Source organism: Xenorhabdus sp. PB61.4, assembly GCF_963894935.1.
Lineage (GTDB): Bacteria > Pseudomonadota > Gammaproteobacteria > Enterobacterales > Enterobacteriaceae > Xenorhabdus > Xenorhabdus stockiae.
In genome coordinates this window covers 14,048-32,738 of record NZ_CAWQJR010000013.1, presented here as the reverse complement: position 1 = coordinate 32,738, position 18,691 = coordinate 14,048, and the positions used below count along the sequence as shown (strand labels likewise).

Annotated in this window: 22 protein-coding genes; 11 read left to right on the top strand and 11 right to left on the bottom strand. The window is 42.7% G+C overall.

Translation table 11 applies throughout. The features are described from left to right. Window positions 1–25: 25 nt before the first annotated feature. Complete coding sequence (lysA, locus tag AACX68_RS01660; protein WP_228858332.1) at window positions 26–1,318, bottom strand: diaminopimelate decarboxylase; 1,293 nt, start codon at window positions 1,316–1,318, stop codon at window positions 26–28. A 211-nt stretch (window positions 1,319–1,529) separates the two neighbouring features. Here lysA and AACX68_RS01655 point away from each other — a divergent pair, with 211 nt between their 5' ends. Beyond that, the gene (locus AACX68_RS01655; protein WP_228858304.1) at window positions 1,530–2,474 is read left to right on the top strand and encodes a LysR family transcriptional regulator; all 945 of its coding nucleotides are present in this window, start codon (window positions 1,530–1,532) and stop codon (window positions 2,472–2,474) included. Here the strand turns inward: AACX68_RS01655 and AACX68_RS01650 are convergent. Further along, window positions 2,457–3,371, bottom strand: coding sequence for a LysR family transcriptional regulator (locus AACX68_RS01650; protein ID WP_228858303.1), 915 nt, complete (start codon window positions 3,369–3,371; stop codon window positions 2,457–2,459). The two genes, AACX68_RS01655 and AACX68_RS01650, sit on opposite strands and share 18 nt — an antisense overlap. 133 nt (window positions 3,372–3,504) lie before the next feature. Between AACX68_RS01650 and AACX68_RS01645 the strand changes: the two genes are divergently transcribed. Beyond that, window positions 3,505–4,404, top strand: coding sequence for an MBL fold metallo-hydrolase (locus tag AACX68_RS01645; protein WP_370630273.1), 900 nt, complete (start codon window positions 3,505–3,507; stop codon window positions 4,402–4,404). A gap of 645 nt (window positions 4,405–5,049) precedes the next feature. On the opposite strand, the gene AACX68_RS01640 is transcribed toward AACX68_RS01645, so the two are convergent. Then, window positions 5,050–5,853 (bottom strand): MBL fold metallo-hydrolase, encoded by an 804-nt coding sequence (locus AACX68_RS01640; RefSeq protein WP_228858302.1) that lies wholly within the window; start codon window positions 5,851–5,853, stop codon window positions 5,050–5,052. A gap of 64 nt (window positions 5,854–5,917) precedes the next feature. Further along, window positions 5,918–6,457: a prepilin peptidase gene (locus AACX68_RS01635; RefSeq protein ID WP_228858301.1), complete on the bottom strand. Its 540-nt coding sequence runs from the start codon at window positions 6,455–6,457 to the stop codon at window positions 5,918–5,920. Between the two features lie 248 nt (window positions 6,458–6,705). Between AACX68_RS01635 and rsmE the strand changes: the two genes are divergently transcribed. The 4 genes from rsmE (at window position 6,706) to ruvX (ending at window position 9,497) form a co-directional block, all read left to right on the top strand. Further along, window positions 6,706–7,437: a 16S rRNA (uracil(1498)-N(3))-methyltransferase gene (gene rsmE / locus AACX68_RS01630; RefSeq protein ID WP_228858300.1), complete on the top strand. Its 732-nt coding sequence runs from the start codon at window positions 6,706–6,708 to the stop codon at window positions 7,435–7,437. 9 nt (window positions 7,438–7,446) lie between these two features. Next, on the top strand, window positions 7,447–8,406 hold the full coding sequence (gene gshB, locus AACX68_RS01625) for a glutathione synthase (RefSeq protein ID WP_228858299.1): 960 nt from the start codon (window positions 7,447–7,449) through the stop codon (window positions 8,404–8,406). A 108-nt stretch (window positions 8,407–8,514) separates the two neighbouring features. Then, a complete protein-coding gene (locus AACX68_RS01620) occupies window positions 8,515–9,078 on the top strand; it encodes a YqgE/AlgH family protein (RefSeq protein ID WP_228858298.1) in 564 nt (187 codons plus the stop codon). Next, window positions 9,078–9,497, top strand: a complete 420-nt coding sequence (gene ruvX, locus AACX68_RS01615; RefSeq protein WP_228858297.1) for a Holliday junction resolvase RuvX — start codon at window positions 9,078–9,080, stop codon at window positions 9,495–9,497. Before AACX68_RS01620 ends, ruvX begins: the two co-directional genes overlap by 1 nt. A gap of 94 nt (window positions 9,498–9,591) precedes the next feature. Here ruvX and AACX68_RS01610 read toward each other — a convergent pair whose 3' ends face one another. Beyond that, window positions 9,592–10,608: a type IV pilus twitching motility protein PilT gene (locus AACX68_RS01610; RefSeq protein ID WP_228858296.1), complete on the bottom strand. Its 1,017-nt coding sequence runs from the start codon at window positions 10,606–10,608 to the stop codon at window positions 9,592–9,594. Between the two features lie 22 nt (window positions 10,609–10,630). On the opposite strand from AACX68_RS01610, the gene AACX68_RS01605 reads away from it, so the two are divergent. From AACX68_RS01605 to hemW, 5 genes are read left to right on the top strand one after another with little or no spacing between them, the layout of a single operon-like run. Continuing rightward, a complete protein-coding gene (locus AACX68_RS01605) occupies window positions 10,631–11,335 on the top strand; it encodes a YggS family pyridoxal phosphate-dependent enzyme (protein ID WP_228858295.1) in 705 nt (234 codons plus the stop codon). 45 nt (window positions 11,336–11,380) lie between these two features. Next, complete coding sequence (gene proC / locus AACX68_RS01600; protein WP_228858294.1) at window positions 11,381–12,202, top strand: pyrroline-5-carboxylate reductase; 822 nt, start codon at window positions 11,381–11,383, stop codon at window positions 12,200–12,202. A 31-nt stretch (window positions 12,203–12,233) separates the two neighbouring features. Beyond that, on the top strand, window positions 12,234–12,788 hold the full coding sequence (locus AACX68_RS01595) for a YggT family protein (RefSeq protein WP_228858293.1): 555 nt from the start codon (window positions 12,234–12,236) through the stop codon (window positions 12,786–12,788). A gap of 28 nt (window positions 12,789–12,816) precedes the next feature. After that, complete coding sequence (locus tag AACX68_RS01590; RefSeq protein ID WP_228858292.1) at window positions 12,817–13,410, top strand: XTP/dITP diphosphatase; 594 nt, start codon at window positions 12,817–12,819, stop codon at window positions 13,408–13,410. Beyond that, window positions 13,403–14,533 carry a radical SAM family heme chaperone HemW gene (hemW, locus tag AACX68_RS01585; RefSeq protein ID WP_228858291.1) on the top strand — a complete coding sequence of 377 codons (1,131 nt, stop codon included), beginning with the start codon at window positions 13,403–13,405 and terminating at the stop codon, window positions 14,531–14,533. Before AACX68_RS01590 ends, hemW begins: the two co-directional genes overlap by 8 nt. Before the next feature lie 107 nt (window positions 14,534–14,640). On the opposite strand, the gene AACX68_RS01580 is transcribed toward hemW, so the two are convergent. The 6 genes from AACX68_RS01580 to AACX68_RS01555 all read right to left on the bottom strand — a co-directional run bounded on the left by AACX68_RS01580 (window position 14,641) and on the right by AACX68_RS01555 (window position 18,683). Next, the gene (locus AACX68_RS01580) at window positions 14,641–15,585 is read right to left on the bottom strand and encodes a siderophore ABC transporter substrate-binding protein (RefSeq protein ID WP_228858290.1); all 945 of its coding nucleotides are present in this window, start codon (window positions 15,583–15,585) and stop codon (window positions 14,641–14,643) included. Window positions 15,586–15,707: 122 nt separating this feature from the next. After that, window positions 15,708–16,430 (bottom strand): DUF2884 family protein, encoded by a 723-nt coding sequence (locus tag AACX68_RS01575; protein ID WP_228858289.1) that lies wholly within the window; start codon window positions 16,428–16,430, stop codon window positions 15,708–15,710. 80 nt (window positions 16,431–16,510) lie between these two features. Further along, window positions 16,511–17,437, bottom strand: a complete 927-nt coding sequence (gene glsB / locus AACX68_RS01570; protein ID WP_099110808.1) for a glutaminase B — start codon at window positions 17,435–17,437, stop codon at window positions 16,511–16,513. A 66-nt stretch (window positions 17,438–17,503) separates the two neighbouring features. Then, window positions 17,504–17,830, bottom strand: coding sequence for a YggL family protein (locus AACX68_RS01565; RefSeq protein WP_099110798.1), 327 nt, complete (start codon window positions 17,828–17,830; stop codon window positions 17,504–17,506). Further along, entirely contained in the window at window positions 17,830–18,549 is a 720-nt protein-coding gene (trmB, locus tag AACX68_RS01560; protein WP_228858288.1) for a tRNA (guanosine(46)-N7)-methyltransferase TrmB, read from the bottom strand. The genes AACX68_RS01565 and trmB overlap by 1 nt, the downstream gene beginning before the upstream one ends. Window positions 18,550–18,557: 8 nt before the next feature. Then, window positions 18,558–18,683: a hypothetical protein gene (locus AACX68_RS01555; RefSeq protein WP_255398519.1), complete on the bottom strand. Its 126-nt coding sequence runs from the start codon at window positions 18,681–18,683 to the stop codon at window positions 18,558–18,560. Window positions 18,684–18,691 lie beyond the last annotated feature (8 nt).

Sequence of the window (18,691 nt, the reverse complement as noted above, 5' to 3'; positions counted from 1 at the left end):
GGGGCACATCACAGCCCCGTTTTTTTTACACTTCTTCCAGTGATAACAATTCCTGTATTGTCTGTCGACGACGAATTAAACGAGGCTGTCCCTCAACAAGCAATATTTCCGGGATCAAAGGGCGGCTATTATAGTTTGAAGACATCGATGCACCATAAGCACCGGTATCATGAAAAATCAGATAATCACCAACAGAAATATCAGGCAGCATACGCGGGATGACTTCCCCTCCTTCTAATTGGGTAAAAACATCGCCTGATTCGCACAATGGCCCTGCTACCAATGTTTCTCTCAAGCCAGAATGACTGTTGCTTTTCCCAATATCACTGTATGTTACGTGGTGATCATCGTGCAAAACAGAAATATGATGATAACTGCCGTACATTGCCGGACGCATCAAATCATTAAAACCGGCATCTGCCAGCACATAATGACGGCTTCCCATTGACTTTACCGCTCTCACTTCTGCCATCAAAATACCTGCTTCAGCAACCAGAAAACGACCGGGCTCAATCTCCAGCTTAATATGATGCCCCAAGTGCTGTTCAATACGCTGACGGGCTTCATGCCATAAATTGTAATAATGGCAAGTATCCACGGCTTCCTCACCGTTTTTATAGGGAATGGATAACCCTCCGCCTGCTGAAATTGCCTGAATATCTACTCCACACGATACAACCTGTTCCACCATCGCATTACAAACATTAGCAAGATGCTGGTAGTCAACACCGGAACCAATATGCATATGCAAACCAACCAGATGCAGGTTGTATTGATGAATTTTCTCAAGAGCTAAAGGCAAATCCTGAAACCAGATCCCATGTTTGCTATTTTCACCACCCGTATTGGTCTTCTGGCTATGACCATGCCCGAATCCGGGGTTAATCCTCAGCCAAACCGGATGTGCTGGCTGACGCTGACCAATCTGGCCCAGCATATCAATGGAACCGGCATTGACAGGAATATCTAGCTCAATGACACGCTCCAGTGTCTCTTCATCAATAAGATCGGCGGTGAATACAATTTCAGATTTATCACGTCCGGGCTGAAACCCGGCATGAAGAGCACGTTCAATTTCGCCCAGTGATACCGAATCCACTTTAATACCCTGCTCTCTCATTAAGCGTAGAATATGAGTATTAGAACAGGCTTTCTGTGCAAACCGGATAACATCAAACTGCTTTAGTTTCCCAATTTGTCTGCTAATAATATTGCTGTCATAAACCCATAATGGCGTTCCATAAACCGCGGGCAAAGCAAGAAGGTTTTCTGGCGTAAAACTATTGCCTGAATTAGCAGTACCTGAATTAACAGTCATAGCGGGTATTGTCATTGAAGCATTCTCACAAAATCAGCAGATACTTCATTATTGTCAGCAAAAAGGCAGGAAGAAAAATATCTATTTTGCTAAAGGCTATTCATTTTTGATATTGTTTTGCTTTATTTTTAAACACATCGTTATATGGTATACACTAACAGGCATTTTTCTTCGTGAAACAGTCTCGAAGTGAAATCTAAAGGAGAACACTATGCACGCCTGCTCATGGCGACATATAGAGATTTTTCATGCCGTAATGACCACAAGGAACCTGACTGATGCTGCGGTTTTACTGAAAACCTCACAACCAACAGTAAGCCGTGAACTGGCACGTCTAGAACAGTTGTTGAAATTTAAATTGTTTGACCGGATCAAAGGACGTTTATTCCCGACCGCGCAAGGGCTGAGGTTATTTGAAGAAGTCCAGCGATCCTATTACGGACTGGAAAGGATTCTCAATGCAGCGGACAGTATTCGCCAATTTGAGTATGCGCAATTATCTATCGCCTGCTTGCCAGTATTCTCACAATCTTTATTACCTTCAGTCTGCCGCAGTTTCATCCAATCCTATCCTGATGCACAACTGACAATCATTCCACAGGAATCTCCGCTACTGGAAGAATGGCTTTCGGCACAACGCCACGATATCGGTTTAACCGAACATATGCAGACACCGGCCGGAACTGAACGTGAAACTTTACTGACATTGAATGAAGTCTGTGTTCTGCCGGAGAGCCACCCACTTGCACAAAAATCACAACTGATGCCTGAAGATTTTCATGATCAACCCTTTATCAGCCTTTCTATTACTGACAGCTACAGAAAGATTATCGATGCGATATTTAACGAACGTCAGATTTCACGCAGGATGATCATGGAGACCCACAGTGCATCATCAGTATGTGCCATGGTTAGTGAAGGTATCGGAGTATCGATTGTCAATCCTCTGACCGCTCTCGACTATCTGTATAAAAAAGCACAGCATAAAAATACGGGATTATGTATTCGGCCTTTCAGTATAGAAATTCCTTTTATCGTTAGCTTAATTAAGCCGCTCCATCGCCCATCTTCCGAGCCGGTTGAAATATTTATTAGCCATTTAAAACAACAGACTAAGCTATTCCCTCAGAAATTAGCATCAGCTTTTCAGCGTTAATTGCTGCCAGTGAGAGGATGAATCAAACCACTCCACCAGAAAATCCAATAAGGCCCGTAAGGTTGCGGGCATATTTTGACGGCTGACATAAATACCATAAATCCCCATCGTCTGAGGCTGATAATCAGGTAATAATTCAATTAATTGCCCGGATTTTAAATAGGGTGAGACGGAATAATAAGGCTGCATAGAAATACCCGCTCCTTGTAAAGCCGCTTCCATCAGAACCGTTGATTCATTAGCACTTAACGTGCCGCTGACAGGAACCGAATATTGTTCATCCTGTTTTTCAAATAACCATAAATTTTTGTCAAAAAGGTTATAAGTCAGGCAATTATGTATCACCAAATCATCGGGTTTCTGGGGAAGTCTTTTTCCGGCTAAATAAGAAGGTGCGGCACAAATAACAGAACGGCAAATCGATAGCGGACGGGCGATTAAATTCAATCCCAGATTATTGGTAATACGAATGGCTAAATCAATACGCTCTTCAACCAACTTAGTCACTTTATTACTGATTTCCAGACTAACCCCAATTTGCGGGTACTTGCACATAAACTCAGGGATAGCCACAGACAGTGCACTAATTCCCAATGCCTGACAACAGCTTACTCTCAGCTGCCCTTTCAGAGTTTTAGCTTCTGTCGATTGTTGAACTGGCATTGCTTCCGCCAGTTCTATCAGCTTGAGGCTTCGCTGATAAGCCTGTTCTCCCGCTGATGTCAGGCTGATTTGGCGAGTTGTACGATGTAAAAGACGAATTTCTGACCATCTTTCCATTTCAGACAAATAACGTGACACCATTGCCCGTGACATATCAAGCCGTTCTGCCGCTGCACTCAAACTACCCTGTTCAACAATTGTGACAAAAACCTGTGCTGCTGTGATCCTGTCCATCTATGTTTCTGTATCCCCACGCTGATTCGATTGATTTATGCAACAAACAGTTGCCAATTATGGGATTTTTCAATCGGAGTATGCAATCTATTATATGCGCCATTCAAGCAGATAAGCATTTAGGAATTCAATGATGGCTAACAAGACTACAGTACATAAAACAATATTAAATACCGCACTGGCCACAGCTCTTTCATTAGGAATGGGGACATTCGCTCAGGCCGTTGAACTTAAAATGGATATTTACAATCCGGGTGAAGAAAGCATTTTTCCGGTCTCTTCTGAAGTTATCAGTGGTGAGCATGAAGTTGTGCTGATTGATGCTCAGTTCAGAAAAAGCGATGCTCAGGAACTGGTCAAAATGATCCAGAAGACGGGGAAAAAACTGACAACGATCTACATCAGCCAATCTGATCCAGATTATTACTTTGGTCTTGATGTGATCACTGAAGCCTTCCCTGAAGCCAAAGTGATCGCTTCACCAGAAACGATTAAAGCTATCAATGAGACCAAAGACGGTAAACTGGCGTACTGGGGTGGTGTTCTGCAAGATCAGGCTCCGAAAAAAATTATTGTCCCTGAGCCATTGAAAGGAAATACTTTCACTGTAGACGGTGAGAAATTGATTGTTGAAGGTTTGAATGGTCCGGCAGCAGATCGTACTTTCGTATGGGTTCCTAAATTAAAAGCAGTTGTTGGCGGTGTTACTGTATCTGAGAATATTCATGTATGGATTGCCGACACTCAGACTAAATCATCCCGTCAGAACTGGATGCAAACATTAGACCAAATTAAAAACCTGAAACCTGAAACTGTGGTACCAGGTCATTATGTCGGTCATACAGCCATGACACTGGAGTCAGTGAATTTTACTCAAAATTATCTGGCTACACTGGAGAAAGAATTACCAAAAGCAAAAGATTCCGCAGCATTAATCTCAGTTATGAAAAAACATTATCCAAATCTTGCGGAAGAATCCAGCCTTGAATTAAGTGCAAAAGTTCTGAAAGGCGAAATGACGTGGCCTCAATAAATTAAAATTATCAAGGGTGTTACGAATAGTAGCACCCTTATTTTATTCAAATAGTCATTCCCCAAAAAAAAACATCATAACAAAAAATGAAATTATCATTTCCAAAACCCCTTTAATACTTTATATTTAAATGAGAATAAAACTTATAACCAAAATATAAAAACACAAACTCACCAATTAAACACAAATAATTCCTAAATTAAGTGACATTAATCATTTTTTTATTTTTATAACTCATTAATAAACTGAAGTTGTGACCAATGAGCCATACTGCAATAAATCAACTTGAATAAAAAACTCACTTTATTTAGATTTGGTTTCAACGGAGAGATAAGCAAGCCAACCTAAGATAATTAGATGCTTCTAACGTCTAGGTTATGTAAGGTAGGCAGCTTAAAGCCAACTAGATGCTTCCAACGTCTAGCGCAAGCAGGATGAACAGCCTAAACCAGCTAGATGCTTCCAACGTCTAGCGTATACAGGAGCTACCCAGCCTACTAGATGCTTTTAACATCTATTGTATGCAGAAAGTAGCCCGATACATTAGATGCTTTTAACATCTACCATGTAATTAATGTGTACTATAGGCTCTAATCCTGCTCTCTCCCATATTTTTCAATTCTCGCATTTATTTCCCAATTAACATTAACCAAGTTCAATAGATTGCCCAGTAGAAAGATTCTTCGCATTCGGTAACCATAACCTTCCCCATCTACCACTACAGTGACAAGCATAAATATGCTGTATATTTTCTTTTTTAATATATCGCCTGATACGCAATAGTTTAAAGGGAGAAGCATAACGTAAATGTAAGCCACCAATAATGGCATAGACCTTATCGATACCCGTTATAGATTTACAAAACTCAACCATATCGATAACACCACGATGCCCGCAGCCAATAAAAATAATTAATCCGTGGCGGGATTTATAAATTAAAGCTCCTTCATCCTTGACAAAATCAGGAGAGTAACTCTCACCTACAATCACACCATAACTTTTACTTTCTTCTTTTTTAATCTCTCCTGAATAAATGAAGTTATCATTAATGTGAGTTTCATCTTTTGAAAAAAAGGTGTCGAAATTATCATAATTAACCTGTCTGGATAATTTTTTAAATTTCACAGCCTTGTTTTCCGTTATTAACCATCCATAATATCTTTTGTTTATCACCTCTGGATGACAAACCACTTTGGCATTCGTAGAGAAAAAAGGCAGGCCACCACAGTGATCAAAATGACCGTGAGAAATAATAACAGTAGAAACCTTCGATAAATCTATATTTAATTTCTTTGCGTTATCGATAAAACTACCATCAGGCCCAGTATCAAAAAGAATTGTATTTTCCTGATCCTGAATTAATAAACTTAAACCTTGCTTATTGATTAAGCTTCCTTTGTAGGGTGCAACAACCTGATTTTCCAATAATGCTGTTATTTTTAGTGTCATAGTGCACTCTTTTAGGCTGTGATATTTCTATCGTTTTCTGGCTATATCCAATATGCTGAATTATCTAAACTTGAGCAATAACGATAATATTAATCCCAGATAGATAAAAAAACATCAAAAGTATGGCAGAAAAACAAAGATAAGGCCCAAAAGCAATAAACTCTGGATAACTTTTCCTTTTCAGCCAAATAATCGCAAACCCTAACAGCCCGGAGATTGAAGACAGAAGCATCAACACAGGGATCATCTCCATACCAATCCATGTCCCTATTGCAGCAGCTAGCTTTAAATCACCATAGCCAACCCCCTCTTTCTTAAAAATACACCGACATAACCAATATAATACCCACAAAAATAAATACCCTGATATGGCGCCATATATCGCACTCTTGATCGGAATTAAATTATCACCACTATTAAACACCAATCCGAACCATAATAAAGGCTGAGTGAAAACATCTGGTAATTGATAAGTCTTTATATCAATAATGGCTAAGAAAACTAAAGTAATGCAAAAAAATGAAATTATTATATCATTCAGATTAACTGGATTATTGAACCACTGACCTTTTCCATCCATGAAAATGCTCAATACAGCTTCCATAAATAACATCCCTGTAATGATATCCCTTATTTATTTCCTGACGTTAATCAGAACACGGTGAATATTAAATTTTCCCACAGATCATTAGCAATGAAAAATCCATTAAAACTGCCATTATGAAATAAATATGCGAGCCAGCTCGCAAGGTCTTTTTGCCTGATAGACAACTTGATTAGGCTACCAGCGCTCCTTTATCATGGCAGCATATGCCATACCGGGGTTATCCGGAGAAAAAAGGAAAGAAAAATATGCGAATTCCCCGCATCTATCACCCTGCTCCTCTCACTGTAGGAGCTGAAATTAGCCTTAGTGATGATGCCGCCAACCATGTTGGCCGTGTACTTAGAATGAGTAACGGGCAACGGTTGCAGCTCTTTGATGGAAGCAATCAGGTTTTTAATGCAGAAATTACAGAAGCCAGTAAAAAAACGGTCAAAGTATATATCCATGCAGGGGAGTTGGCTGATCACGAATCACCATTAGATCTGCATCTGGGGCAGGTTATGTCCCGCGGTGAAAAAATGGAATTCACTATCCAAAAATCGGTGGAGCTGGGTGTTAACACAATCACGCCACTCCTTTCTGAACGCTGTGGTGTAAAACTGGATGCGGAAAGGCTGGAAAAAAAACTGCAACAGTGGAAAAAAATAGCAATTTCTGCCTGTGAGCAATGTGGACGTAATCAGATCCCTGAGATCCGACCGGTTATGTCACTTGAAGCGTGGTGTGCAGAAAACGATAACAGTCTAAAATTAAATCTGCACCCTCGTGCCAGCCAAAGTATCAATACTCTACCGTTGCCAGTGGAAAAGGTACGCCTGCTGATTGGCCCGGAAGGGGGATTATCCGCCGAAGAAATAGAAATGACGGCAAATCACCAATTTACTGATATCCTGTTAGGTCCTCGTGTCCTGCGGACAGAAACTACGGCACTCACTGCAATTACAGCATTACAAGTTCGTTTTGGTGATCTGGGTTAAGGAGAAAGAATGATCAAGCTCGGTATAGTGATGGATCCAATTTCATCCATCAATATTAAGAAAGATACTAGTTTTGCCATGCTGCTGGAAGCACAGAAACGTGGATGGGAAATCCATTACATGGAGATGAATGATCTCTATCTGCATCAGGGGGAAGGCCGTGCGCGCACCCGTTTGCTGACCGTGGAAGAAAACCCTCAGCAGTGGTATCAGTTTGGTAGTGAACAGGATATTGCCCTTGATACACTGAATGTTATCCTGATGCGCAAAGACCCGCCTTTTGATACTGAATTCATCTACGCGACTTATATTCTGGAACGGGCTGAAATTAAAGGAAGCCTGATCGTCAACAAGCCACAAAGCCTGCGTGACTGTAATGAAAAACTGTTTACTGCATGGTTCCCTGAACTAACGCCGGATACGCTGGTAACACGCAACGCCAGCACGCTGCGTGAATTCCATCAAAAACATGGTGATGTTATTTTTAAACCATTAGATGGCATGGGTGGCGCTTCTATTTTCCGTCTGAAACAGGATGACCCGAATATTGGTGTGATTATTGAAACGCTGACAGACCATGGCAGCCGTTTCTGTATGGCGCAAAATTTCCTGCCTGCTATTAAGGACGGAGATAAGCGAGTACTGGTTGTGGACGGTGAACCTGTCCCTTATTGTCTCGCCCGTATTCCGGCACAAGGTGAGACACGAGGAAACCTCGCAGCAGGCGGACGCGGTGAAGCCCGGCCTCTGTCAGAAAGTGACTGGGCAATAGCGCGCTCTGTCGCACCGGTACTGAAAGAAAAAGGATTAATTTTTGTCGGGCTTGATATCATTGGTGACCGTCTGACAGAAATCAACGTTACTAGCCCAACGTGTGCACGTGAAATAGAAGCGGCCTTCCCTGAGGTCTCTGTTACGGGTATGCTGATGAATGCAATTGAAAAACGATTGGGTAAACAAACGGTATAATAGGCTAAACAACTTCCATTTCCTGGTAGCGTTTGCCATTTATTATATAGGCTCACATGCTGTGTGGGCCACTTTATTCATTTATCGTAAAAATCATCATCAAAAAACATGAACTTACAGCACCATTTCCTTATTGCTATGCCTTCGCTCACTGATCCTTATTTCAACCGTTCTGTAGTTTATATCTGCGAACATGATCAAAACGGTGCGATGGGGTTAATTATCAATAAGCCAATAGCTCAGGTTTCTATTCAGGGGATCCTGAAGAAATTAGAAATTTCCCCCGAAGACAGAGACGATAACATTAATCTGAACAGCCCGGTTATGGCAGGTGGGCCGTTATCTGAAGAACATGGTTTTATTCTACATACGCCACTGTCCGGATTTAGCTCGAGTATACAAATCTCTGATGAGACGATGGTAACGACCTCCAAAGATATGCTCGAAGCATTAGGCACTCCACGTCAGCCGAAAAATATTTTAATGACACTGGGGTATGCCGGCTGGGAAAAAGGTCAGCTAGAAAAAGAAGTTATGGAAAATAGCTGGCTTACTGTCAGTGCTGAACCCTCAATTATTTTCAATACCCCCGTTGCTGATCGCTGGCGTGAAGCTGCATCCTTATTGGGAATTAATATCCACAATCTCGCATTACAAGCAGGACATGCCTGATGAAAAACCGCACAGTGATTGCATTCGATTTCGGTACCCGCAGTATTGGTGCTGCTATAGGACAAGAAATAACCGGCACAGCCAGAGCACTAGATTCTTTCAAAGCCAAAGAGGGTTCTCCTAATTGGGATCTGATTGAGAAACTCCTCAAAGAATGGCAGCCAGATTTAGTCATTGTTGGCCTGCCACTCAATATGGATGGCACAGAACAGCCAGTCACTGCACAGGCCAAAAAATTTGCTAATCGTATACATGGCCGCTTTGGTGTTCAGGTTGAACTGCACGATGAACGATTAACAACGGTAGAAGCGCGCTCTCATCTGTTTGCTCATGGCGGATATCGTGCTCTTGATAAAGGCAAAGTTGATTCCACTTCTGCTGTCGTCATTTTGGAAAGCTGGTTTGAGCAACATTGTTGATAATAAAAAGTTATTTATAATTAAAGGGTTATTATCGTAAGCCAACAATACAGTGAAGTTATAATCATAGGTATTTGTTCCACTATTTTGCCAGCTATTCCGCCAGCAATCCCGATAATCTGCGTTGTTGGCGGCTCTGCTCGTAGGTTTGCATTCCGCAGGCCGCTCCGGTTTGCATTAACGTTGCTATCTGATGGTTTTTCCCTTCTCTGATCAAATGGCTGACAGCCTGATTGACGACTAGAATTTCATAAATAGCCACTCTCCCTCCATCCTTAGAAGGAAGCAGTTGCTGGGCAATAACTGCTTTTAAACTACCTGCCAGCTGAGCACATATCCATCCTTTCTCATCTGCGGGAAACACATCCACCAGACGGTCTATTGCCTGAATTGCTCCACGGGTGTGTAATGTTGATAAAACCAAATGGCCCGTTTCAGCGGCTGTCAGTGCCAGCCGGATCGTTTCTTTATCACGCAATTCACCCAACAGGATGACATCAGGATCCTGCCTTAGTGCCCCTTTCAGCGCGGTCTGATAATCCGGCACATTTTCCCCGATTTGCCTTTGCTGTATCAGACAATTCCGGCTTAGGTGAACAAACTCTATCGGGTCTTCCAGTGTAATGATATGTTTTCTGACATGATTATTCAGAGTGTTAATCATCGCTGATAATGTTGTTGATTTACCGCTTCCGGTTGCACCTGTTACTAATATCAACCCATTTTCTACCAGTCCCTTTTCCTCCGGTAAAACAAGGCGCTGAATAATATCTGGTGCATGTAGCTGTTCCAGGGTCGGGCACTTGTCAGCAATTAACCGTAATACCAATGAAAGGTACTCCTGCTGATAGAATAAATTCCCTCTGAGCCGCCTTTTATTCGGCATTTCCACGACAAAATCAACATGCCCAGAGATCCTCAATTGCCGCTGTTGCTCTTCAGATAATATTCCGTTGCTCCATGTATTGATGAAGTCATTATCAATCTCTGCCAGATGTGTCTGTGGATATAACACATCATTGATGCGCAAAATTGGTACTTTCCCGACACAAAGATGCAGATCGGAGGCATTATGCTTTACACTAAGGGCCACTAACTTTTCCATATTCATTTTTTAATCTCCTGAGTTTCTTATGCACAATATCGAACAAAATCTTCACGATGTCAGGAACAACATCGCCCTTGCAGCTCAGAAATGCGGGCGCTCTCCAGAAGAAATTACGTTACTTGCAGTCAGTAAAACCAAACCTGCGGAAGCCATCGCAAAAGCGATAGCCACAGGCCAGAGGGAATTTGGCGAGAATTACGTTCAGGAAGGAGTTGAAAAAATTCAACTGTTCGTTAACCACAACGATTTAGTGTGGCACTTTATCGGCCCTTTACAGTCTAATAAAAGTCGTTTAGTGGCTGAACACTTCGACTGGTGCCATACTATTGACCGATTAAAAATCGCCCAGCGTTTAAGTGAACAACGCCCTGAAAGCATGGCCCCTCTCAATGTCCTCATTCAGATTAATATCAGTGGGGAAAACAGTAAATCAGGTATTCTTCTGGAAGAACTTGAGGAACTGGCTGCAACAGTTGATTTACTCCCTAATCTAGTATTACGTGGTCTGATGGCCATCCCTGCGCCAGAAGAAGATTATGAACGGCAAACCGCTATTTTTCGTCGGATGGAACAGGCTTTTATTAAACTAAAGGCACAATACCCACGGATAGATACACTTTCTATGGGGATGACTGATGATATGGAAGCCGCTATCGCCTGTGGCTCAACCTTAGTTCGCATAGGAACCGCCATTTTTGGTGCCCGTGAGTATGGGTCTACAGCAAGTTAATTAACAGCTCAACATTAACTCATTAATATTCGAGACGATTTCTTCATGGAAAATAGAAAAATCACCTTTATCGGCGCTGGGAATATGGCGCATGCCATCATCGCTGGGCTGATCAAAAAAGGCTATCCGGCCAAACTAATCACTGTCTGCTCGCCCAATACAACTCGCCGTGATGTTCTGGCAGAAAAATATGGCATCAACAGTCAGAGTGACAATATTCGCTATGCTCAGGAAGCTGATGTTATTGTTTTGGCTGTTAAGCCCCAAATGATGGAAGAAGTTTGTGGCTCCTTGCGTCCGCAAGTCAATTTCGAGCAAAAACTTGTTCTTTCTATTGCTGCCGGTATTCCTCTTTCCCGTTTTTACTCATTTTTGCAGGAAAATCTTAATATTATCCGCATTATGCCAAATACGCCCTCACTTATCGGGCAAGGGATCAGCGGCATGTTCGCACCTGAACAGGTCAATCAATCTGATCGCCAGTTTGCTGAAGTATTAATGAACAGCGTCGGCAAAGTCTGCTGGGTAAACGATGAAAATGGCATCAATGATATTATTGCCGTTGCCGGGAGTGCTCCTGCTTATTTCTTCCTGTTTATGGAATCGATGCAACAGGAAGCAGAGCGTCTGGGCTTCGACAGCCAAACGGCCAGAGAACTGGTTCTGCAAACGGCTATGGGTTCAGCTAAACTTGCTGAATCACAGGCAGAACTTCCTTTTGCTATCCTGCGTGAACAGGTAACATCTAAAGGTGGTACAACTGCCGAGGCATTACGCGTTTTTTATGAAAACCATCTGCCGGAAGTTGTATCCCAAGCTATGCAGGGAGCAATACGCCGGGCACAGGAAATGGAAAAATTATTTTAAACAACCAATATAATTTGATCAGGGCTGCTACATGCAATTCTTAAACTTTCTCTTTTTTACAGTTCTGGATTTATATACCGCAGTTTTACTGCTTCGAGTCTGGATGCAATGGGTACGTTGTGATTTTTACAATCCGTTCTCACAATTTATCGTTAAAATCACCCAACCCGTGGTACGCCCATTACGTAGGGTTCTTCCCGCAATTGGCCCTATTGATACAGCATCGGTTGTTTTAGCTTACATTCTCGTCATGCTCAAACTGATGTTGCCTTACTGGTTAGCAACAGGGCAATTTCTTGTCCAGCTATTCCCTCTTGGAATAATTGAACTGCTGACTGCCGCAGGAAAACTGGTATTCTGGCTTGTGATTGCCCGCGCATTATTGAGCTGGATCAGTCAGGGACGTAACCCTGTAGATTACGTTCTGCTCCAATTAACAGAACCACTGATGGCACCTATCCGTCGTATTATCCCTTCAATGGGAGGTTTGGATTTTTCAGCTATGGTTGTGATTCTGATCCTGTATGCGCTAAATGCTCTCCGTGCCGATGTTTTAGCGTGGTTAATTCCGAGCTTAATTGGTTAATAAATAATAAGTTAATTGGATAGAAACAATGCAGAAAGTTGTTCTTGCCACAGGAAATGCTGGCAAAGTCCGGGAGCTGGCTGATTTACTGGCTGACTTTGGTTTAGATATCGTCGCTCAGACTGAATTGGGTGTAGATTCCGCAGATGAAACCGGTTTGACCTTTATTGAAAATGCCATCATTAAAGCCCGTCATGCTGCGGCAGTAACCGGTTTACCTGCGATTGCTGACGATTCAGGGCTATCAGTCAATGCTCTCGGTGGTGCTCCCGGTATTTATTCGGCTCGTTATGCGGGAGTCGATGCCTCCGATCAGGATAATCTGGAAAAACTACTGGAAGCCATGAGCGATGTTCCTGATGACCAACGTCAGGCACAATTCAATTGTGTTCTGGTTTATTTACGCCATGCAGAAGATCCGACTCCTCTAGTCTTCCACGGCCGCTGGTCTGGTTTCATTACCCGTGAGCCAGCCGGTAATGGCGGTTTTGGTTATGATCCGGTTTTCTACGCACCGGAATTTGGCTGTACAGCAGCAGAATTAAGTCGTGAACAAAAAAGTGCTGTTTCACATCGTGGACAAGCCTTAAAAATGCTGTTGGAAGCCATGCGTAATGCTTAAATTACCACCATTAAGTCTTTATATTCATATTCCCTGGTGTGTGCAAAAGTGCCCTTATTGTGATTTCAATTCACATGCATTAAAGGGGGATGTACCACATCAGGAATATGTTGAACATCTGCTGACAGATTTACGTCATGATTTGCCAATGGTTGAGGGGCGGGAAGTCTCCACTATCTTTATCGGTGGAGGTACGCCCAGTTTGCTCAGTGCGGAAGGAATGCAACGGTTGCTTGATGGTGTCAGGGAGCTACTGCCCCTCTCCCCACAGGCAGAAATTACCATGGAAGCGAATCCGGGAACAGTTGAAGCTGACCGTTTCAGTGCCTATCAACAGGCTGGTATTAACCGGATTTCAATCGGTGTACAAAGTTTTGGCTCAGATAAGCTTATCCGCTTAGGGCGTATTCATGGCCCGGAAGAAGCGAAACGAGCCGCACGGCTGGCGGATGGTCTTGGCCTGCGCAGTTTCAACCTTGATTTGATGCATGGCCTGCCTAACCAGACACTGGATGAAGCTCTGAACGATTTACGTCAGGCTATTGAACTCTCACCACCTCATTTGTCGTGGTATCAGCTGACGATTGAACCCAATACCAGTTTTGGCTCACGCCCGCCAGTCCTGCCAGATGATGATGCGCTATGGGACATTTTCTCTCAAGGGCATAAGTTATTGACAGAAGCTGGCTATCAACAGTATGAAACCTCAGCCTATGCCAAACAGGATTATCAATGTCAGCATAATCTGAACTACTGGCGGTTTGGTGATTATCTGGGAATTGGTTGCGGAGCACACGGAAAAATATCGTTTGAAGACGGGCGTATTCTGCGCACAGTGAAAACCAAACATCCGCGCGGTTATATGCAAGGGCGTTATTTAGATAAGCAACATCAAGTGGATCACGATGATCGCCCATTTGAATTTTTCATGAACCGTTTTCGTTTGCTGGAAGCAATGCCACGAAAGGATTTCAGTAATTTTACTGGGTTACCGGAAAGCACTATTCGACAGCAAATCGATGCTGCGCTGGCAAAAGGTTATATCACTGAAAGTGATACACACTGGCAGATCACGAAACACGGAAAATTATTCCTGAATTCGTTATTAGAAATGTTTTTGTAGAACGGTTTTTATAGCGCTATTTCTGTAAAAATAGCTTCTGCAAAAATAAGGCTGCCCTTGAAACTCAAGGAGCAGCCTTATTTTATGAACACATTTAATCAGAGTGATTATAAAGCATCAGCGATTGCATTCACCTGACGCGTCAGGCTCTCTATCCCGCCACCAGACAGGTACCATAAATCCGGTTGCAAATAGACTATCTTGCCATTTTTATAAGCGTTGGTTGACTTCACCTGAACGGTTTCAAACTGAGCTTTTGTTAACTCCCCTGCTCCAATCGCTTTACTGCGATCAATAATAAAGATGACATCAGGATTTGCCTGAGCAATCATTTCCGCAGTGACAAGACGGCTCTTATCGTTATCTGATTTCGGTGGTAATTCAGCACGCTGCGCTTTCACCACATTGTAAACAACGGTTTGATTATTCGGGTATAACTCGCCAGCATTATGTAATAAAACCAGCACCTTGTTATTTGAAGATTTTGCTTTTTCCTGCGCAATCGTTATCGTTTTTTCTAAATCAGCCTGCTGTGCTTTTACTGCATCTTGTTTATCGAACAGTTCACCTAATAGCTTCAGATTATTTTCAACAGATGGCAGGTAATTTTTATTATCCGTACTTAAATCCACTGTAGGTGCAATTTGGGATAAACGATCATAAAAATCACCCTGACGCCCGGTGATCACAATTAAGTCTGGTTTTATTTCAGCCAGTTTTTCTAAATCCGGAGATTTCATCCCGCCGGCATCATTCATCTTTTCAGATACGTGACTACTCACATATTCAGGCAAACTTTCTTTCGGCAGTGCAATAACACGCTCAGATAGCCCTAATTTGGCCATTGAATCGTAAGTACCGAAGTCAAATAAAACCACTCGCTGAGGATTTTTCTTAACCTTAGTTTCTCCGGAATGATGTTTTACCGTGAGATAATCCCCAGACTGAGTGATGACTGAATTTGGCGTAAATGTTGTAGATTGCTGGCTGAATGCGGAATGACTAGTAACAGAAAATAATGAGGCTAAAATAATCGGCAGGATTTTTTTCATTAGGGCACCTGAAGTAATCATGTGTATAAAAAGTGATTTGCATTCTAGATGCCCAATGTAGGATGTCAATCAAATAAGAATCGATTTCATCATGATTCTTATTTGATATGAAATACTGTGATTTAGTTAATGGAATTCAAAAAGCGGGTGCGCAATTGTTCCAGTTTATTGGCTTTATCGCACACTTCTCCTTTAAAGCGTTTTAGCTCTTTTTCCTGCTTTTTCCATTCTGCCTCAAAGCCATTCTGCATACCTCCCAGCCCGCCGAGAAGAGACATTAACATCTGTTTGCCGTCACCATTTTGATTACTTGTTTTACGGCTCATTTCGTTAATACTGTCCTGCAATATTCCACCCAAACTCTGCTGAATGAGATCCTTCCCTTCCGTTTCTATCTGTTTGATGGCCTGGTAATGGAAAAAAATACCATCAGGACGGGTTTCCAATACTTTATCAATTTGCTTATTCAGGCCAGATTCCAACTTAGTCAAACGAACGCGAATATTGCTATCCTTTCCCATCGTTTCAGTGACAACTTTATCCAACGCCTGACGGGCGTCAGTGAGATGGTTTAAAGCCTCTTTTTTCACCCATGGCAAATCCTGCCGGGTAAGTTGCTGAAACTGTTTTGCTTTACTGCGTTGATCGGCATTCAGCGATAGTGCTTTACCATTACGAAAGACAGAACCATCTGGCATAATTTTCAGGCTCCTGTGTTCACCAATCATCTGAACTGAGTCGGCCGTGACAATAATGTCATCTTTGAGTGTCGTCCGGCACTCTGAAGCAGCCTGTGCCTGAACAGCAAATACCAGTGATGCCGCAACCACAATTTTTCGTAACATACCTTCTCCTGTTTCTCCTCAGCGTTGCACTCCTCTATCTTCTATTCAGAGCTACTGCAATTAGCTGCTAATGTTTCAAGTTAAAAAATGGAACGTCCGATGCGGGCGGCTAATTTTTCCAATGCTGCACAACCAGCCAGTGAGTTACCCGCACGATCCAGTTCCGGAGACCATACTGTTACAGTAAACTCTCCCGGCACAACACAGACAATTCCCCCACCAACGCCTGATTTCCCGGGCATTCCAATCCTGAAAGCAAATTCTCCTGAACCATCATACATGCCACACGTCAACATTAGCGCATTGATCTGGCGGGTTTGTCGGAGACTTAAAATTTGCTGACCGGAATCGATCATCCGCCCTTTATTAGCCAAGTAAATAAAGCATTGAGATAATTCAACACAATTCATTTTCAGAGCACAATACTGGAAATAAGTTTGCAGTACTGTAAGCACATCATTTTCAAAATTACCGAATGACTTCATCAGATAAGCAATGGCCGCATTACGGCTAGAATGTTCCATTTCTGAACGGGCAACAACTTCATCATAACCAATATCTTTTTGCCCTGTGAGACTACGTACAAACTCCAGCATCCTATGCTTAGGCGCACTCAGGCGTGATTGCAACATATCACAGATAACCAGTGCTCCGGCATTAATAAAGGGATTACGGGGAATACCTTTTTCCAGTTCCAACTGCACCAATGAGTTAAATGGTTGCCCCGAAGGCTCTGTGCCTACTCGCTGCCAGATATCCTCTTCTTTATAGCGTGTCATTGCCAGTGTCAGGCTCAATACCTTAGAAACAGACTGAATAGAGAAACGTTTTTCTGCATCTCCCGCTTTAAAGACCTGACCATCTACCGTACAGATAGCCATTGCCAGATTATTTATCGGAACTTCCGCCAGAGCAGGAATGTAATCTGCTACTTTTCCTTGGCCAATCAAAGGGCGTACTTCATCTAAGATATCTGCCAATAACGCATTAGAGAACCTTACTTTCACCACTTTTTCTCCAGACAAAAAAGGGCTCTCAATGAGCCCCTACATAATTCTTAATTCAACAGCGAATCAATCCCACCACATATCAAATAATTCAGATGTGGCAACTTCTTCCATACCGCGATCTTTCAGCCATTTATCAATCAGCTGGCGGTGTTCTTCAGTGCATTTACCGATTTTCTGTAAACAGACAAGACCTTCCCACTGCAAATAACCGCTGGCATCCAGTGCAAGGCCATTTGGCTCGATTAATTCCTCAATCAGAGCATCAACCGTGCTGTCTACGACTTCGACGGATGTATCAGCCGGAAAGTTCCACTTGACGGAAAAACCTAATTCCTGAAATTCATCAATACGCAATTTTTTACGCAGACGGCGACTACGGTTTTTAGCCATTATTTTACCCTCTCAAACATTAGATCCCATACGCCATGCCCCAAACGATGACCGCGCATCTCAAATTTTGTGACAGGACGTGAATCAGGACGTGGTACGTAATCATTGCTTTCTGAAATATTGCGATACCCTTCAGCTTCGCTCATCACTTCCAACATATACTCAGCATATGGCTGCCAGTCGGTTGCCATATGGAATACACCACCAATTTTCAGTTTATTTCTGATCATCTGAGCAAAAGCAGGCTGTACAATCCGACGCTTATTATGCCGCGCTTTATGCCATGGATCAGGGAAGAATAGCTGAACCATTTCCAGCCCCTGTTCAGGGATCATATTTTCCAGTACTTCAATCGCATCGTGGCACATCACACGCAAATTGCTGATATTTTCATCTTCAGCGGAAGCCAGACATGCACCCACTCCCGGAGCATGGACTTCAATTCCGAAAAAATTCTTCTCCGGATTCTGGCTTGCCATCGTGACCAGAGATGTCCCCATGCCAAAACCAATTTCCAGCACAACAGGTGCGTCACGGCCAAACAATTCTGCCATATCTTGCAGTGCAGGCTGATAATCCACACCCATATTTGGCCACACATTATCCAGTGCATGTTGCTGACGGGCCGTTAACCGCCCCTGCCGACGCACAAAACTGCGGACACGGCGCAAAGCCCTGCCATTTTCATCATATTCCGGTGAAATTACGTTATTTATCATGGTGCTGTCTATTGGTACTTTCTATCTGTTTTAAAGGCTTTTGCTCTGGCTTCCGGGACGTTATGTGCCGCAGGATTGCCTAAAGAGAGCGCAATTATGCAAAGATGGCTGAGTTTATCAAGTTCAGTGCTCATAAGCACAA

Bases quoted from the DNA above. Each gene is read 5' to 3' on its own strand.
- AACX68_RS01655 (WP_228858304.1), top strand. From the start codon at position 1,530: ATGCACGCCTGCTCATGGCGACATATAGAGATTTTTCATGCCGTAATG.
- AACX68_RS01610 (WP_228858296.1), bottom strand. From the start codon at position 10,608: ATGAATATGGAAAAGTTAGTGGCCCTTAGTGTAAAGCATAATGCCTCC.
- AACX68_RS01645 (WP_370630273.1), top strand. From the start codon at position 3,505: ATGGCTAACAAGACTACAGTACATAAAACAATATTAAATACCGCACTG.
- lysA (WP_228858332.1), bottom strand. From the start codon at position 1,318: ATGACTGTTAATTCAGGTACTGCTAATTCAGGCAATAGTTTTACGCCA.
- ruvX (WP_228858297.1), top strand. From the start codon at position 9,078: ATGAAAAACCGCACAGTGATTGCATTCGATTTCGGTACCCGCAGTATT.
- AACX68_RS01575 (WP_228858289.1), bottom strand. From the start codon at position 16,430: ATGTTACGAAAAATTGTGGTTGCGGCATCACTGGTATTTGCTGTTCAG.
- AACX68_RS01640 (WP_228858302.1), bottom strand. From the start codon at position 5,853: ATGACACTAAAAATAACAGCATTATTGGAAAATCAGGTTGTTGCACCC.
- AACX68_RS01620 (WP_228858298.1), top strand. From the start codon at position 8,515: ATGAACTTACAGCACCATTTCCTTATTGCTATGCCTTCGCTCACTGAT.
- gshB (WP_228858299.1), top strand. From the start codon at position 7,447: ATGATCAAGCTCGGTATAGTGATGGATCCAATTTCATCCATCAATATT.
- hemW (WP_228858291.1), top strand. From the start codon at position 13,403: ATGCTTAAATTACCACCATTAAGTCTTTATATTCATATTCCCTGGTGT.
- AACX68_RS01590 (WP_228858292.1), top strand. From the start codon at position 12,817: ATGCAGAAAGTTGTTCTTGCCACAGGAAATGCTGGCAAAGTCCGGGAG.
- AACX68_RS01555 (WP_255398519.1), bottom strand. From the start codon at position 18,683: ATGAGCACTGAACTTGATAAACTCAGCCATCTTTGCATAATTGCGCTC.
- rsmE (WP_228858300.1), top strand. From the start codon at position 6,706: ATGCGAATTCCCCGCATCTATCACCCTGCTCCTCTCACTGTAGGAGCT.
- AACX68_RS01595 (WP_228858293.1), top strand. From the start codon at position 12,234: ATGCAATTCTTAAACTTTCTCTTTTTTACAGTTCTGGATTTATATACC.
- AACX68_RS01580 (WP_228858290.1), bottom strand. From the start codon at position 15,585: ATGAAAAAAATCCTGCCGATTATTTTAGCCTCATTATTTTCTGTTACT.
- AACX68_RS01565 (WP_099110798.1), bottom strand. From the start codon at position 17,830: ATGGCTAAAAACCGTAGTCGCCGTCTGCGTAAAAAATTGCGTATTGAT.
- trmB (WP_228858288.1), bottom strand. From the start codon at position 18,549: ATGATAAATAACGTAATTTCACCGGAATATGATGAAAATGGCAGGGCT.
- AACX68_RS01605 (WP_228858295.1), top strand. From the start codon at position 10,631: ATGCACAATATCGAACAAAATCTTCACGATGTCAGGAACAACATCGCC.
- AACX68_RS01635 (WP_228858301.1), bottom strand. From the start codon at position 6,457: ATGGAAGCTGTATTGAGCATTTTCATGGATGGAAAAGGTCAGTGGTTC.
- AACX68_RS01650 (WP_228858303.1), bottom strand. From the start codon at position 3,371: ATGGACAGGATCACAGCAGCACAGGTTTTTGTCACAATTGTTGAACAG.
- proC (WP_228858294.1), top strand. From the start codon at position 11,381: ATGGAAAATAGAAAAATCACCTTTATCGGCGCTGGGAATATGGCGCAT.